The sequence below is a fragment of the Pelomonas parva genome, from assembly GCF_043555835.1.
In the GTDB taxonomy this organism is placed as follows: domain Bacteria; phylum Pseudomonadota; class Gammaproteobacteria; order Burkholderiales; family Burkholderiaceae_C; genus Pelomonas; species Pelomonas parva.
Genome location: NZ_JBIGHV010000005.1, coordinates 344,690 through 358,547, shown reverse-complemented (window position 1 = coordinate 358,547; position 13,858 = coordinate 344,690). Strand labels below are relative to the sequence as shown.

Below are 13,858 nucleotides of genomic sequence, written 5' to 3'. Positions count from 1 at the left end.
GGGAAACTTCAGTGGGCAGCGGCCCGGCAAATGGCCGCGAAATCAGCCACCTTCAACGACGCGCCGCCAATCAGGCCGCCGTCGATGTCCGCTTGCGAGAACAACTCGGCCGCGTTGTCGGCCTTGACGCTGCCGCCGTAGAGGATGCGCATGACGCCCGACCGATCCGTCGCCGCGTGCAACTGCGCGCGCAGCACGGCATGCACGGCTTGCGCTTCGGCGGGCGAAGCAGTCAGGCCGGTGCCGATGGCCCAGACGGGCTCATAGGCGACGACCATCTCGCCACAGCAGTGGCCCAGCGTATGGATAACGGCAGCAAGCTGGCGCTTGACCACGGCCTCGGTCTGGCCCGCCTCGCGCTCGGCGCGCGTTTCACCGACGCAGACGATGGGCGTCACGCCATGCGCCAACGCGGCCTTGGCCTTGTCGGCGACGAGCTGGTCGCTCTCCGCGTGATAGGCGCGGCGCTCCGAGTGGCCGACGATGACGTAGCGGCAACCGACGTCGGCCAGCATCGCGCTCGACACCTCGCCGGTGTAGGCACCCTGCTCGTGCGACGAACAGTCCTGCGCGCCGTAGACGATGGCGTTGCCGGTCAGCGCCAGCGCGGTCTCCGCGATGTAGACGGCCGGCACGCAGACGGCGACGTCGGCGTTCCAGGGGCCGGCTTCCTTGAGGCCGGCAAGCAGCTGGGCATTGGCCGCGCGGCTACCGTGCATCTTCCAGTTGCCTACGACGAGTTTTCTTCTCATGTCAGCTCTCCTCACCAGGTCAGCACGATCTTGCCGATGTGCTGGTTCGATTCCATCAACGCGTGCGCCTCGGCCGCCTGGGCCGCTGGCAGTTCGCGGTAGACGACCGGTTTGATGCGACCGGCCTCGATCAGCGGCCAGACTTTGTCGCGCAGCGAGCGCGCCAGTCCGGCCTTGAACGCCAACGAGCGCGGGCGCAGTGTCGAGCCGGTGATCGTCAGGCGCTTGCGCAGCACGAGGCCTGCATCGATCTCCGACTTCACACCGCCCTGCACTGCAATGATCGCGAGACGACCGTCTTCGGCCAGCGCCTGCACGCCGCGGGCAATGTAGTCACCAGCCACCATGTCCAGGATCACGTCGACACCACGACCGCCCGTGGCGGCCTTGGCTTCGGCGACGAAATCCTGTTCGCGGTAGTTGATCGCCACATCAGCGCCCAGTGCCCGACAGGCCTCGGCCTTGTCAGACGAACCCACCGTCACCAGCACTTGGGCGCCAAGCGCTTTGGCCATCTGGATGGCCGTCACGCCGATGCCGCTGGAGCCGCCGTGGATCAGCAGCGTCTCGCCGGCCTGCAAGCCCGCGCGGTCGAACACATTGGCCCAGACCGTGAAGCAGGTTTCAGGCAGCGTGGCCGCCTGCCTCAGCGTCCATCCTTCAGGCAACGGCAGACATTGGCCCACAGGCGCCGTGCACAGCTCGGCATAGCCGCCGCCGTTGACCAGCGCGCAGACCTTGTCACCCAGCTTGAAGCCGTGCGCCGCCAGGCTTTCGCCATCACCGGCCACGATCTCGCCTGCGACCTCCAGCCCCGGCAGATCACTCGCGCCGGGGGGCGGCGGGTAGGCGCCCTTGCGCTGCAGCACGTCCGGGCGGTTGATGCCCGAAGCTGCAACGCGGATCAGGCACTCACCCAGGCCCGCGACCGGGTCCGGCCGTTCGGCCAGCTCCAGCACCTCGGGCCCGCCGGGGCGGGTGATCGCGATGGCTTTCATCGCTTTGGGAATTACTCCGCAGCAGCCGGTGCTTGCTCTGCCACCGGAGCCGGCGCGGCTTCACGGTCGATCAGCGCCTTCATGGACAGCTTGATGCGACCCTTCTCGTCGGTCTCCAGCACCTTGACCTTGACCACTTGGCCTTCCTGCAGGAAGTCGGTGACCTTCTCGACACGCTGGTGCGCGATCTGGCTGATGTGCAACAGGCCGTCCTTACCGGGCAGCAGGTTCACGAGAGCACCGAAGTCCAGGATCTTGACGATCGGGCCTTCGTAGACCTTGCCGACTTCGACTTCGGCCGTGATTTCCTGAATGCGCTTCTTGGCCAGTTCGGCCTTGTCGGCGTCCGTCGAGGCGATGGTGATCGTGCCGTCTTCGCCGATGTCGATGGTCGTGCCGGTCTCTTCGGTCAGCGCACGGATCGTCGAGCCGCCCTTGCCGATGACGTCACGGATCTTCTCCGGGTTGATCTTCATCGTGTACAGGCGCGGCGCGAATTGCGACACCTCGGTGTTGGCCGTGCCCATGGCTTCGGTCATCTTGCCCAGGATGTGCAGGCGGGCTTCCTTGGCTTGCGCCAGCGCGACCTGCATGATTTCCTTGGTGATACCCTGGATCTTGATGTCCATCTGCAGGGCGGTGATGCCGGTCGTCGTGCCAGCCACCTTGAAGTCCATGTCGCCCAGGTGATCTTCGTCACCCAGGATGTCGGTCAGCACGGCGAAGCGGTTGGCGTCCTTGATCAGGCCCATGGCGATGCCGGCCACGTGGGCCTTCATCGGCACGCCGGCGTCCATCAGCGCCAGGCAGCCGCCGCAGACCGAAGCCATCGACGACGAGCCGTTGGACTCGGTGATTTCCGAGACCACGCGCAGCGAGTACGGGAAGTCTTCCTTGCTCGGCAGCGCGGCGATCAGCGCGCGCTTGGCGAGGCGGCCGTGGCCGATTTCGCGGCGCTTGGGCGAGCCCACGCGACCCGTCTCGCCGGTGGCGAAGGGGGGCATGTTGTAGTGCATCATGAAGCGGTCTTCGAACTCGCCGTCCAGCGCGTCGATGCGCTGCGCGTCACGGTCCGTGCCCAGCGTGGCGATGACCAGCGCTTGCGTTTCGCCGCGCGTGAACAGCGCCGAGCCGTGCGTGCGCGGCAGGATGCCGTTGCGGATTTCGATGGGGCGCACGGTGCGGGTGTCGCGGCCGTCGATGCGCGGCTCGCCGGCCAGGATCTGGCTGCGCACGATGCGGGCTTCGATCTCGAACAGCAGGCCTTCGACCTCGACCTTGTCGAACGCAACGCCTTCGTCCTTCAACGAAGCAAAGACGCTGGACGTCACGGCGCGGCAGGCTTGCGTGCGGGCTTGCTTGGAACGGATCTGGTACGCCTCGCGCAGCGGGCCTTCGGCCAGGCCATTGACCTTGGCGATGAAGGCCTCGTCCTTGGCGGGTGCAGCCCAGTTCCAGGCCGGCTTGCCGGCTTCCTTGACCAACTCATTGATCGCGGCGATGGCGACATTGCCTTGCTCGTGGCCGTAGACGATGGCGGCCAGCATGACTTCTTCCGACAGGCCAGAGGCTTCGGATTCGACCATCAGCACGGCGGCTTGCGTGCCGGCGACGACCAGGTCCATCTGGCTGTTGACCAGTTCAGACTTGCTCGGGTTCAGCACGTACTCGCCGTTGACATAGCCCACGCGGGCGGCGCCGATGGGGCCGCTGAACGGGATGCCGGAAATGGCCAGCGCGGCGGACGAGCCGATCAGCGCGGCGATGTCGGCCTGCACTTCGGGGTTCAGGCTCACCACATGGACGACGACCTGGACTTCATTGAAGAAGCCTTCCGGGAACAGCGGGCGGATCGGGCGGTCGATCAGGCGGCTGGTCAGCGTCTCGTGCTCGCTGGGGCGGCCTTCACGCTTGAAGAAGCTGCCGGGGATCTTGCCGGCGGCGTAGGTCTTTTCGAGGTAGTCGACAGTCAGCGGGAAGAAGTCCTGGCCGGCCTTGGCCTCGGTCTTGGCGACCACGGTGGCCAGCACGACGGTGCCTTCGATGTTGACGAGGACGGCGCCGCTGGACTGGCGGGCGACTTCACCCGTTTCCAGCACGACGTTGTGACGACCCCATTGGAAGGACTTCGTGACCTTGTTGAAAATGGACATGCTCATCTCCTGGTTGTTGTGGGCGCGCTCATGACGCCCGGGGAACCGGGAACGAGACTGGGTTTGGTCCAGATGCCATTCCAGGGCGGCTCAAGAAAACCGTCTTGGAATGATCCGACACCACGACAGCTCGGTTCCGGCAGATCAATGGACAAAGAGCCTGTGCTGGGCTTGAGGACCAGACAGGCTCCGTGTCGGATTCAGTGAATTACTTGCGCAGGCCGAGCTTGGCGATCAGCGCGACATAACGGCTGGAGTCAACGCGCTTGAGATAGGCCAGCAGGCTCTTGCGGGTGTTGACCATCTTCAGCAGACCGCGACGACCGTGGTGGTCCTTGGCGTGGGTCTTGAAGTGAGGCGTCAGGTCGTTGATGCGGGCGGTCAGCAGGGCGACTTGGACTTCCGGCGAGCCGGTGTCGTTGGCGCTGCGCGCGTTGGCCTTGACGATTTCGGCCTTGTTCAGATCGGCGACGGACATTTTGTTTTCCAAAAGGTTTCGGAAGTCCGGCCGGGCAAGACGCATTCGAAGCGCTGCCGCAGACGGTTTCCGGGGTTGACTTGCGGACAAGGGGGAAACCGCCCCAAGCCGTGCTTGATGCTCTGCATACCTTGCGGTGCGCAAAACCTGCGGATTCTAGCCCAAAGCGGATGGCGCCCCGACCCGCAGCAGGCGGAGCGATCAGACATGCGGCTGGCGCCGGGCAGTTTCAAGAGCCGAAAGCGCTCTGCCCTGCAAATGCGTGACATCTCTGCACGCGAGCGAAATGGGCTCTTGAAGCACTCTCGCGCCGCCCTATCTCTCGGTCATCGGGTGCTGCTCCCGACCCCTCGAAGCAGTCTCAACCGCCACGGAGTTTCACCATGTTCTACCTGACCCACCCCCGCCATGTCGCCCGCGTCCTGCGCCAGTTCGACGCCGATACCGACACCGCCCGCACGCCGGCCCTGGACATCAGCGAGGACGACAAGGGCTACCACGTCACCGTGGACATGCCCGGCGTGGCCAAGGAAGCCGTCAAGGTGCGCGTTGAAGGCCGTCGCGTGCAGGTCGAAACGGTCACCGAAGAGGCCGCTGCACCGACCGACGGCTCCCGCGTGCTCTATCGCGAGCGCCGCGCTGCCCGCTATGCCCGCAGCTTCTCGCTGCCTGCCGAGATCGACCAGGGGCAATCTCAAGCTCGTTTCGAAAACGGCGTGCTGACGCTGAGTCTGGTCAAGCGCGTCGCCGAGAACGGCGGCGAACTGACCGTCAACTAAGCCGCGCCCAGCTCCCAGCGCGGGCGGACTTCAAAGCCGCCGTCGCGCCGGGGCTCGGCTGAGCCGCGCTGCACGCGCAGCGCGGCGGCCATGGCGATCATGGCGCCGTTGTCGGTGCACAGCGACAGCTCGGGGTAGTGCACACGCACGCCCCGTTTTTCGCAAGCGGCGTTCAACTGCTCGCGCAACTTGCTGTTGGCACCGACGCCACCCGCAACGACGAGGCGCTTCAGGCCGGTCATCTTCAAGGCCAGCAGCGACTTCTTCACCAGCACCTCGACGATGGCGGCCTGCGTCGACGCCGCCAGGTCGGCCTTCGTCTGCTCGCAGGGTGAGTCGCCGATCTTCTTCACCTGCGTCAGCACCGCCGTCTTCAGGCCGGCAAAGCTGAAATCCGGCTTGCCGCTGTGCAGCAGCGGGCGCGGCAGCGCGAAGGCCTCCGGGTTGCCGAACTCGGCCATACGCGCCAGATGCGGGCCACCCGGGTAAGGCAGACCCAACAACTTGGCGCTCTTGTCGAAGGCTTCGCCGGCGGCGTCGTCGATGGTTTCGCCGAGCATCTCGTAGGCGCCCACGTCGTCCACGCGCATAAGCTGCGTGTGGCCGCCGCTGACCAGCAGCGCGACGAAGGGAAACTCCGGCGGGTCGACCGACAGGAAGGGCGACAGCAGATGCCCTTCGAGGTGATGGACGGGCAGAGCTGGCACATCCAGCGCGGCAGCCAGCGACACGGCCACACCGGCGCCGACGAGCAGCGCACCCGCGAGGCCGGGGCCTTGCGTGTAGGCGATCAGGTCGACGTCCTGCAGCGCCACGCCGGCCTGCGACAACACCTCGCGCGTCAACGGCAGCACGCGGCGCACGTGGTCGCGCGAAGCCAGCTCGGGCACGACGCCTCCGTAGGCCTGGTGCATCGCGATCTGGCTGTACAGCCCCTGCGCCAGCAACCTTGGCGGCGCATCGCCATCCACCTCGACAAGCGCCACCCCGGTCTCGTCGCAGGACGACTCCAACCCGAGGATGCGCTGGACCGAATTCACTTGCCTTCCTTGGCGTGGTTGATCGAGTACTTGGGGATCTCGACCGTCACGTCCTGCTGGCGCAGCAGCGCCTGGCAGGACAGGCGCGAGTCCGGCTCCAGCCCCCAGGCGCGGTCCAGCATGTCCTCTTCGTCCTCTTCCATCTCGCTCAGCGAACGGCCGCCCTCGCGGACGATGACGTGGCAGGTCGTGCAGGCGCAGACCTGGTCGCAGGCGTGCTCGATGTGGATGTCGTTGGCCAGCAGCACCTCGCAGATCGACGTGCCGGGCTCGCCAGTCAACGTGGCGCCCTCGGGGCAGTACTCGGCGTGCGGGAGGATCTTGATGACGGGCATGTCGTTGTTCTCTTAAAGGGCCGAGACGTTGCGGCCGGTCAGCGCGCGGGCGATGGAGCGGTTCATGCGCTCGGCGGCAAAGCCTTCGGTCGCTTCGGCCAGCGCCTTGACGGCGTCGTCGATGGCGTCGGCATCGCCGTCCATCGCCGCAAGCATCACCAGGCGGGCTTCCAGCGCGTCGCGCTCGGTCGCGGGCAGCAGGTCGCCGTCGGCCGCGAGCGCGCTGCGTGTTGCCAGGACCATGCGCTCGGCCTCCACCTTGGCCTCGCGCAGCTTGCGTGCCGCCATGTCGCCCTCGGCGCTGTTGAAGCCGTCCTTGAGCATGTTGGCGATCTCGTCGTCGCCGAGCCCATAACTGGGCTTGACGGTGATGGCCGTCTGCACGCCCGAGGTCAGCTCCTCGGCGGAGACGTTCAGCAGCCCGTCCGCATCGACCTGGAAGCTGACGCGGATGCGCGCCGCGCCGGCCACCATCGGCGGGATGCCGCGCAGCTCGAAGCGAGCGAGCGACCGGCATTCGCTGACCAGCTCTCGCTCGCCCTGCACGACGTGGATGGCCAGCGCAGTCTGGCCGTCCTTGAAGGTCGTGAAGTCCTGGGCCTTGGCGACGGGGATGGTCGAGTTGCGCTCGATGACGCGCTCGGTCAGGCCACCCATGGTCTCCAACCCCAGCGACAGCGGGATCACGTCCAGCAACAGGATCTCGCCGTCGGCCGCATTGCCGGCGAGCTGGTTGGCCTGGATGGCGGCGCCGAGCGCGACAACTTCGTCCGGGTTCAGATTGGTCAGCACCTCACGGCCGACGAGTTCGCTCACCGCGCGGCGCACGATGGGCACGCGCGTGGAGCCACCGACCATGACAGTGCCGGCTACGTCCGCCGCCTTGACCTTGGCGTCGCGCAGCACGCGCTTCACGGCGGACAAGGTCTTGGCGATAAGCGGTTGCGCCAGTTCCTCGAACTGCTTGCGCGTAACGGTCACGCGCAGTTCGCCAGAGTCCAGCGCGGCAACCAGTTCGGTCGAGTCGGCGTCAGACAACGCCTCTTTGGCTGCACGCGCCGCAACGAGAACAGCGCGCTTGTCGTGCGCGGACTCAACGACGCGACCAACCAGCGCCCAATCGGCCAGCACACGGTCGAAGTCATCGCCGCCCAGCGCCGCATCGCCGCCGGTCGCAACGACTTCGAACACGCCGCGCGTCAGCCGCAGCAGCGAGATGTCGAAGGTGCCCCCGCCCAGGTCGTAGACCGCATACAGGCCTTCACTGGCGTTGTCCAGGCCATAGGCGATAGCCGCAGCGGTCGGCTCGTTGATGAGGCGCAGCACCTTGAGACCGGCCAGCTCTGCGGCGTCCTTGGTGGCCTGGCGCTGGGCGTCGTCGAAGTAGGCCGGCACGGTGATGACGGCGCCGAACAAATCGTCGGCAAAGCTGTCTTCGGCACGGAAGCGCAGCGTCGCCAGGATCTCGGCAGACACCTCGACGGGGCTCTTCACGCCGTCGCGCGTGGCAATGGCCAGCATGCCGGGGCGGTCTTCGAACCGGTAGGGCAACTGCTCGCGGTTGGCCACGTCGGCCAGGCTGCGGCCCATGAAGCGCTTCACCGAGACCACGGTGTTCTCGGGGTCTTCGGCCTGCGCGGCGAGCGCATCGGTACCGATCTGCCGACGACCTTCGGGCAGGTAGCGCACGGCGGACGGCAGGATGACGCGGCCCTGCTCATCGGGCAGGCATTCGGCCACGCCATGACGCACGGCGGCGACGAGGGAGTGCGTCGTGCCGAGGTCGATGCCGACGGCGATGCGGCGCTGGTGCGGGTCGGGCGAGGCGCCGGGTTCGGAGATCTGAAGCAGGGCCATGTTTTATGCATCTAGCGCGGCGAGGCGCTGATCGATATCGGCACGGAAGCGCTGGATGAACATCAGCGCGCGGACCAGGGAGGCGGCAGCAAACGCGTCGTTGGCGTCGTCGAGCAGGCGCTGCAGGGTGGCGAGGGCAGTGGTTTCGGCTTGCGCCGCATCGCCGTCCAAGGCTTGCAGCGCGGCTTCACCGTCGGCGTCGTCGAGGGCCTCGCGCCATTCCATTTGCTGCATCAGGAAGGCGGCAGGCATCTGCGTGTTGTTCTCGGCCTGCACCGGCGCGCCGCGCAGCTCGCAGAGGTAGGCCGCGCGCCTGAGTGGGTCGCGCAGGCGCTGGTGCGCCTCGTTGACACGCATCGCCCACTGCATGGCCAGGTGCTGGGCGGCGGCGCCCTCGGCGGCAAAGCGGTCGGGGTGGACCTCAGCCTGCAGCGCCTTCCAGCGCGCGTCGATGCCGGCGCGCTCCTGGGCCTGCTGTTCGGGCAGGTCGAAGAGCTGGAAGTCGTTGTCGGTCAGGCGCATGGCAGGAATGAAAAAGGCGCGGTCTCACCGCGCCCGTCATGGATTCACAGAGGCTCAGACACGGAAGGACTCGCCGCAGCCGCACTTGTCCTTCTCGCGCGGGTTGCGGAACTTGAAGCCCTCGTTGAGACCTTCGCGAACGAAGTCCAGTTCGGTGCCATCGAGGTAGGGCAGGCTCTTGGGGTCGATGAGGATCTTGACCTCATGGCCCTCGAACACCACGTCCTCGGGCGCCACGTCGTCGGCGTACTCCAGCTTGTAGGCCAGGCCCGAGCAGCCGGTCGTCTTCACGCCCAGGCGCACGCCCACACCCTTGCCGCGCTTGGCGATGTAGCGCTTGACGTGGCGGGCCGCAGCTTCGGTGAGCGTGACCGACATATCAGGCCGAATGCTTGGCGCGGTAGTCGTCCACGGCGGCCTTGATGGCGTCTTCGGCCAGGATGGAGCAGTGGATCTTGACCGGCGGCAGCGCCAGCTCTTCGGCGATGTGCGTGTTCTTGATCGTCAGCGCTTCGTCCAGGCTCTTGCCCTTGACCCATTCGGTCACGAGCGAGCTGGAAGCGATGGCCGAGCCGCAGCCGTAGGTCTTGAACTTGGCGTCTTCGATGAGGCCGGTCGCCGGGTTCACCTTGATCTGCAGCTTCATCACGTCGCCGCAGGCCGGAGCGCCGACCATCCCGGTGCCAACGTCGTCATCGCCGTTGTCGAACTTGCCGACATTGCGGGGGTTCTCGTAGTGGTCAACGACCTTTTCGCTGTATGCCATGGTGTTCTCCTGCTCAGTGGGCAGCCCACTGGATGGTGCTGATGTCGACGCCGTCCTTGAACATGTCCCACAGCGGGGACAGCTCGCGCAGCTTGCCGACGCGGTCGGTGAGCACGCTGATGGCGTAGTCAATTTCTTCTTCGGTCGTGAAGCGGCCGATGGTCATGCGCAGCGAGCTGTGCGCCAGCTCGTCGCTGCGGCCCAGCGCGCGCAGCACGTAGCTGGGCTCCAGGCTGGCCGACGTGCACGCCGAACCCGACGACACCGCCAGGCCCTTGACGCCCATGATCAGGGACTCGCCCTCGACATAGTTGAACGAGATGTTCAGGTTGTGCGGCACGCGGTGTTCGAGGTCACCGTTGATGAACGTCTGTTCGATGCCGGACAGGCCCTTGATGAGCCGGTTGTGCAGCGCGCGGATGCGTTCCTGCTCGACGCCCATCTCCTCGCGCGCAATGCGGAAGGCCTCGCCCATGCCGACGATCTGGTGCGTGGGCAAGGTGCCCGAGCGCATGCCGCGCTCGTGGCCGCCACCGTGCATCTGGGCTTCCAGCCGGACACGCGGCTTGCGGCGCACGTACAGCGCGCCCATGCCCTTGGGGCCATAGGTCTTGTGTGCGGACATGCTCATCAGGTCGATGGGCAACTTGGCCAGGTCGATGGCAATCTTGCCGGTCGCCTGAGCAGCGTCCACGTGGAAGATGACGCCACGCTCCCGGCACAGGTTGCCCAGAGCCACGACGTCCTGAATGACCCCGATCTCGTTGTTCACGAACATGACCGAGGCCAGGATGGTGTCCGTGCGCAGCGCGGCCTTGAACGCTTCCAGGTCGAGCAAGCCGTTGGCCTGAACGTCGAGGTAGGTCACCTCGAAGCCCTGGCGCTCCAGTTCACGCATGCTGTCCAGCGTGGCCTTGTGCTCGGTCTTGACGGTGATCAGGTGCTTGCCGCGGGTCTTGTAGAACTGCGCAGCGCCCTTTAGCGCGAGATTGATGGACTCGGTCGCGCCGGAGGTCCAGACGATCTCGCGCGGGTCTGCGCCGACAAGTTCGGCCACCTGCACGCGCGCCTTCTCGACGGCCTCTTCCGCTTCCCAGCCCCATGCGTGGCTGCGCGACGCCGGGTTGCCGAAGTGCTCGCGCAACCAGGGAACCATCGCGTCCACCACGCGGGGGTCGCAGGGCGTCGTGGCGCCGTAGTCGAGGTAGATCGGGAAGTGCGGGGTCATGTCCATGGAACGACTTCTTTTGAGTTTTTACTTACTGAACGCGCCACCCAGCGCAAACACCGAATTCGGCGCGGTCACGCGGATCGGCTTGAGCACGGGCTGCGACGAAATCGCACGCTTGACCGGCGCGGCCTCGACCTCGAAGCCCTTGGCCAACTGCTCGTCGGCCAGCTTGCGCAAGGACACGGAGTCGAGGTACTCGATCATCTTGGCGTTCAGATTGGTCCAGAGTTCATGGGTGATGCAGCGGCCGCTGTCCTCGCCCATGCAGTTGTCCTTGCCGCCGCAGCCGGTGGCGTCCAGCGCCTCGTCCACGGCGACGATGATGTCGGCGACGGTGATGTTCTCGGCCTTGCGGCCCAGCGAGTAACCGCCGCCCGGGCCACGGGTGCTTTCCACCAGTTCATGGCGGCGCAGCTTGCCGAAGAGCTGCTCCAGGTAGGAGAGCGAAATCTGCTGCCGTTGGCTGATCGCCGCCAGGGCGACGGGGCCGGTATTCTCGCGCAGCGCCAGGTCCAGCATCGCGGTAACAGCAAACCGACCTTTGGTGGTGAGACGCATACAGAACTCCTTTGCGAGACGCTCTGACACGGTTTGTTCAGAGCATTGATTCGGGGTTAACCCGGGATGACCAGGACAATAGCCGACTAATTCATTTCCGATGATTTTACTCGACTAATCGGGGCACCCTCAGGGTTACTCGCTAGCCCCTAGCCCTGGGCAGGTTTTTGGCCGGTCAGCGTGGCGCGACCTTGCGCGCGCTGTCCAGCGGCACGATGTTGTCGTGCACGCGCGCGCCAAACGCCTGCTCGCGGAGCTGACCCAGCTGATCCCGGATGCGGGCGGCCTGCTCGAACTCCAGGTTGCGGGCGTGTTCCAGCATCTGCTTTTCGAGCTGGGCAATACGTTTGGCCAGATCCTTCTCGGACAAGTCCTCAACCTTCGCGGCCGCCAGGAGCTTGGCGTCGTCGCGGCCGGATTCGGCGGAGTAGACGCCATCGATCAAGTCCTTGATGCGCTTTTGCACGCTGCGCGGTGTGATGCCGTTTTCCGTGTTGAAGGCGATCTGCTTGGCGCGGCGGCGCTCGGTTTCGTCGATGGCCTTGCGCATCGAGTCGGTGATGCGGTCGCCGTAGAGGATTGCCTTGCCGTTCAGGTTGCGCGCCGCCCGGCCTATGGTCTGGATGAGGCTGCGCTCGGCGCGCAGGAAGCCTTCCTTGTCCGCGTCCAGGATGGCGACGAGGGACACCTCGGGGATGTCCAACCCCTCGCGCAGCAGGTTGATGCCCACCAGCACGTCGAAGGCGCCCAGGCGCAGGTCGCGCAGGATCTCGACGCGCTCCACCGTGTCCACGTCCGAGTGCAGGTAGCGCACCTTGACACCGTTGTCGCTGAGGTAGTCCGTCAACTGCTCGGCCATGCGCTTGGTCAGCGTCGTGATCAGCACGCGCTCCTGCACTTCAACGCGCAGGCGAATCTCCTGCAACACATCGTCCACCTGGTGCGTGGCAGGCCGCACTTCCACCAAGGGGTCGACCAGCCCCGTCGGCCGCACGACCTGCTCGACCACCTGACCGGCGTTGTCCTTCTCGTACTGCGCCGGCGTGGCCGACACGAACACCGCCTGACGCATCTTACGTTCGAACTCGGCGAACTTCAGAGGCCGGTTGTCCAGCGCGGACGGCAGGCGAAAGCCGTACTCGACCAGCGTTGTCTTGCGTGCCCGGTCGCCGTTGTACATGCCGCCGAACTGGCCGATCAGCACGTGGCTCTCGTCCAGGAACATGAGGGCGTCCTTGGGCAAATAGTCAACCAGCGTGGGCGGCGGGTCGCCCGGCTCGGCGCCCGACAGATGGCGCGTGTAGTTCTCGATGCCCTTGCAGTGGCCCACCTCCTGCAGCATCTCCAGGTCGAAACGGGTGCGCTGCTCGACACGCTGGGCCTCGACGAGCTTGCCTTCCTTGACGAAGAAGTCGACACGCTCGCGCAGCTCCGCCTTGATCGCATCCGTTGCTGCCAGCACGCGGTCACGCGGCGTCACATAGTGGCTGCTGGGATAGACCGTGAAGCGCGGAATCTTCTGGCGGATCTGGCCGGTCAGCGGGTCGAACAGCGACAACGCCTCGATCTCGTCGTCAAACAGCTCGATGCGGATGGCCAGCTCGGAGTGCTCCGCCGGGAACACGTCGATGGTGTCGCCGCGCACGCGGAAGTGACCGCGCGTGAACTCCATCTCGTTGCGCGTGTACTGCATGCGGATCAGGTGGGCGATGACATCTCGCTGGCCCAGCTTGTCGCCCACGCGGAGCGTCATGACCATCTGGTGATAGTCGGCCGGCGAGCCGATGCCGTAGATGGCCGACACCGACGCGACGATGACCACGTCGCGCCGTTCCAGCAGGCTCTTGGTGCACGACAGCCGCAACTGCTCGATGTGCTCGTTGATCGCGCTGTCCTTTTCGATGAACAGGTCGCGCTGCGGCACATAGGCCTCGGGCTGGTAGTAGTCGTAGTAGCTGACGAAGTACTCGACCGCGTTGTTCGGAAAGAAATCCCGGAACTCGCTGTACAGCTGCGCGGCCAGCGTCTTGTTGGGCGCAAAGATGATGGCCGGGCGGCCCAGCCGAGCAATGACATTGGCCATCGTGAAGGTCTTGCCGGAGCCCGTCACGCCCAGCAGCGTCTGGTAGCTGAGACCGTCGTTGATGCCCTCGACAAGCTGGGCGATGGCCTTGGGCTGGTCCCCGGCCGGCGGGAAAGGCTGGAACAGCTGGAACGGCGAGCCTTCGAAGCTGACGAATTCGCCCTTGCGTTCCTCGGTGTCACCCTCGGGGGCTGTGATGGCGTTCAGCGCGTCTTGCATCGGGGGAATCCTGGGAAAATCGGCGCCTTGCGCAATCCGTCAGCTTAAGCGCAGTACCCCGCTGACCGCCCTACCCTGCTGCCAACG

General features: G+C 65.9%; 14 protein-coding genes. 1 reads left to right on the top strand and 13 read right to left on the bottom strand.

What is annotated here, in order from left to right:
• Positions 1–8 precede the first annotated feature (8 nt).
• From tpiA to rpsO, 4 genes are all read right to left on the bottom strand, one after another.
• On the bottom strand, positions 9–752 hold the full coding sequence (tpiA, locus tag ACG00Y_RS15455) for a triose-phosphate isomerase (RefSeq protein ID WP_394480302.1): 744 nt from the start codon (positions 750–752) through the stop codon (positions 9–11).
• An 11-nt stretch (positions 753–763) separates the two neighbouring features.
• Positions 764–1,750 carry an NAD(P)H-quinone oxidoreductase gene (locus tag ACG00Y_RS15450; protein WP_394480300.1) on the bottom strand — a complete coding sequence of 329 codons (987 nt, stop codon included), beginning with the start codon at positions 1,748–1,750 and terminating at the stop codon, positions 764–766.
• Between the two features lie 11 nt (positions 1,751–1,761).
• On the bottom strand, positions 1,762–3,903 hold the full coding sequence (gene pnp / locus ACG00Y_RS15445) for a polyribonucleotide nucleotidyltransferase (RefSeq protein WP_394480299.1): 2,142 nt from the start codon (positions 3,901–3,903) through the stop codon (positions 1,762–1,764).
• Between the two features lie 208 nt (positions 3,904–4,111).
• A complete protein-coding gene (gene rpsO, locus ACG00Y_RS15440) occupies positions 4,112–4,381 on the bottom strand; it encodes a 30S ribosomal protein S15 (protein WP_394480297.1) in 270 nt (89 codons plus the stop codon).
• A gap of 383 nt (positions 4,382–4,764) precedes the next feature.
• Between rpsO and ACG00Y_RS15435 the strand changes: the two genes are divergently transcribed.
• Positions 4,765–5,160, top strand: coding sequence for an Hsp20/alpha crystallin family protein (locus tag ACG00Y_RS15435; RefSeq protein ID WP_394480296.1), 396 nt, complete (start codon positions 4,765–4,767; stop codon positions 5,158–5,160).
• On the opposite strand, the gene tsaD is transcribed toward ACG00Y_RS15435, so the two are convergent.
• From tsaD to uvrB, 9 genes are all read right to left on the bottom strand, one after another.
• Complete coding sequence (tsaD, locus tag ACG00Y_RS15430; protein WP_394480294.1) at positions 5,157–6,200, bottom strand: tRNA (adenosine(37)-N6)-threonylcarbamoyltransferase complex transferase subunit TsaD; 1,044 nt, start codon at positions 6,198–6,200, stop codon at positions 5,157–5,159. The genes ACG00Y_RS15435 and tsaD overlap by 4 nt on opposite strands.
• On the bottom strand, positions 6,197–6,535 hold the full coding sequence (gene fdx / locus ACG00Y_RS15425) for an ISC system 2Fe-2S type ferredoxin (protein ID WP_394480292.1): 339 nt from the start codon (positions 6,533–6,535) through the stop codon (positions 6,197–6,199). The genes tsaD and fdx overlap by 4 nt, the downstream gene beginning before the upstream one ends.
• Positions 6,536–6,547: 12 nt before the next feature.
• The gene (hscA, locus tag ACG00Y_RS15420) at positions 6,548–8,392 is read right to left on the bottom strand and encodes a Fe-S protein assembly chaperone HscA (RefSeq protein ID WP_394480290.1); all 1,845 of its coding nucleotides are present in this window, start codon (positions 8,390–8,392) and stop codon (positions 6,548–6,550) included.
• Between the two features lie 3 nt (positions 8,393–8,395).
• Positions 8,396–8,914 carry a Fe-S protein assembly co-chaperone HscB gene (gene hscB, locus ACG00Y_RS15415; protein ID WP_394480287.1) on the bottom strand — a complete coding sequence of 173 codons (519 nt, stop codon included), beginning with the start codon at positions 8,912–8,914 and terminating at the stop codon, positions 8,396–8,398.
• A 54-nt stretch (positions 8,915–8,968) separates the two neighbouring features.
• Positions 8,969–9,292 (bottom strand): iron-sulfur cluster assembly protein IscA, encoded by a 324-nt coding sequence (gene iscA, locus ACG00Y_RS15410; protein ID WP_057299626.1) that lies wholly within the window; start codon positions 9,290–9,292, stop codon positions 8,969–8,971.
• Between the two features lies 1 nt (position 9,293).
• Positions 9,294–9,680 carry a Fe-S cluster assembly scaffold IscU gene (gene iscU, locus ACG00Y_RS15405; protein ID WP_394480285.1) on the bottom strand — a complete coding sequence of 129 codons (387 nt, stop codon included), beginning with the start codon at positions 9,678–9,680 and terminating at the stop codon, positions 9,294–9,296.
• Between the two features lie 13 nt (positions 9,681–9,693).
• Positions 9,694–10,914 carry an IscS subfamily cysteine desulfurase gene (locus ACG00Y_RS15400; protein WP_394480283.1) on the bottom strand — a complete coding sequence of 407 codons (1,221 nt, stop codon included), beginning with the start codon at positions 10,912–10,914 and terminating at the stop codon, positions 9,694–9,696.
• A 21-nt stretch (positions 10,915–10,935) separates the two neighbouring features.
• Positions 10,936–11,469, bottom strand: coding sequence for a Fe-S cluster assembly transcription factor (locus tag ACG00Y_RS15395; RefSeq protein WP_394480280.1), 534 nt, complete (start codon positions 11,467–11,469; stop codon positions 10,936–10,938).
• Positions 11,470–11,644: 175 nt separating this feature from the next.
• Complete coding sequence (uvrB, locus tag ACG00Y_RS15390; RefSeq protein WP_394480279.1) at positions 11,645–13,771, bottom strand: excinuclease ABC subunit UvrB; 2,127 nt, start codon at positions 13,769–13,771, stop codon at positions 11,645–11,647.
• Positions 13,772–13,858 lie beyond the last annotated feature (87 nt).

Excerpts from the sequence above, each read along its gene's own strand:
- tpiA (WP_394480302.1), bottom strand. The coding sequence starts at position 752 with ATGAGAAGAAAACTCGTCGTAGGCAACTGGAAGATGCACGGTAGCCGC.
- ACG00Y_RS15450 (WP_394480300.1), bottom strand. The coding sequence starts at position 1,750 with ATGAAAGCCATCGCGATCACCCGCCCCGGCGGGCCCGAGGTGCTGGAG.
- pnp (WP_394480299.1), bottom strand. The coding sequence starts at position 3,903 with ATGTCCATTTTCAACAAGGTCACGAAGTCCTTCCAATGGGGTCGTCAC.
- rpsO (WP_394480297.1), bottom strand. The coding sequence starts at position 4,381 with ATGTCCGTCGCCGATCTGAACAAGGCCGAAATCGTCAAGGCCAACGCG.
- ACG00Y_RS15435 (WP_394480296.1), top strand. The coding sequence starts at position 4,765 with ATGTTCTACCTGACCCACCCCCGCCATGTCGCCCGCGTCCTGCGCCAG.
- fdx (WP_394480292.1), bottom strand. The coding sequence starts at position 6,535 with ATGCCCGTCATCAAGATCCTCCCGCACGCCGAGTACTGCCCCGAGGGC.
- hscA (WP_394480290.1), bottom strand. The coding sequence starts at position 8,392 with ATGGCCCTGCTTCAGATCTCCGAACCCGGCGCCTCGCCCGACCCGCAC.
- hscB (WP_394480287.1), bottom strand. The coding sequence starts at position 8,914 with ATGCGCCTGACCGACAACGACTTCCAGCTCTTCGACCTGCCCGAACAG.
- iscA (WP_057299626.1), bottom strand. The coding sequence starts at position 9,292 with ATGTCGGTCACGCTCACCGAAGCTGCGGCCCGCCACGTCAAGCGCTAC.
- iscU (WP_394480285.1), bottom strand. The coding sequence starts at position 9,680 with ATGGCATACAGCGAAAAGGTCGTTGACCACTACGAGAACCCCCGCAAT.
- ACG00Y_RS15400 (WP_394480283.1), bottom strand. The coding sequence starts at position 10,914 with ATGGACATGACCCCGCACTTCCCGATCTACCTCGACTACGGCGCCACG.
- ACG00Y_RS15395 (WP_394480280.1), bottom strand. The coding sequence starts at position 11,469 with ATGCGTCTCACCACCAAAGGTCGGTTTGCTGTTACCGCGATGCTGGAC.
- uvrB (WP_394480279.1), bottom strand. The coding sequence starts at position 13,771 with ATGCAAGACGCGCTGAACGCCATCACAGCCCCCGAGGGTGACACCGAG.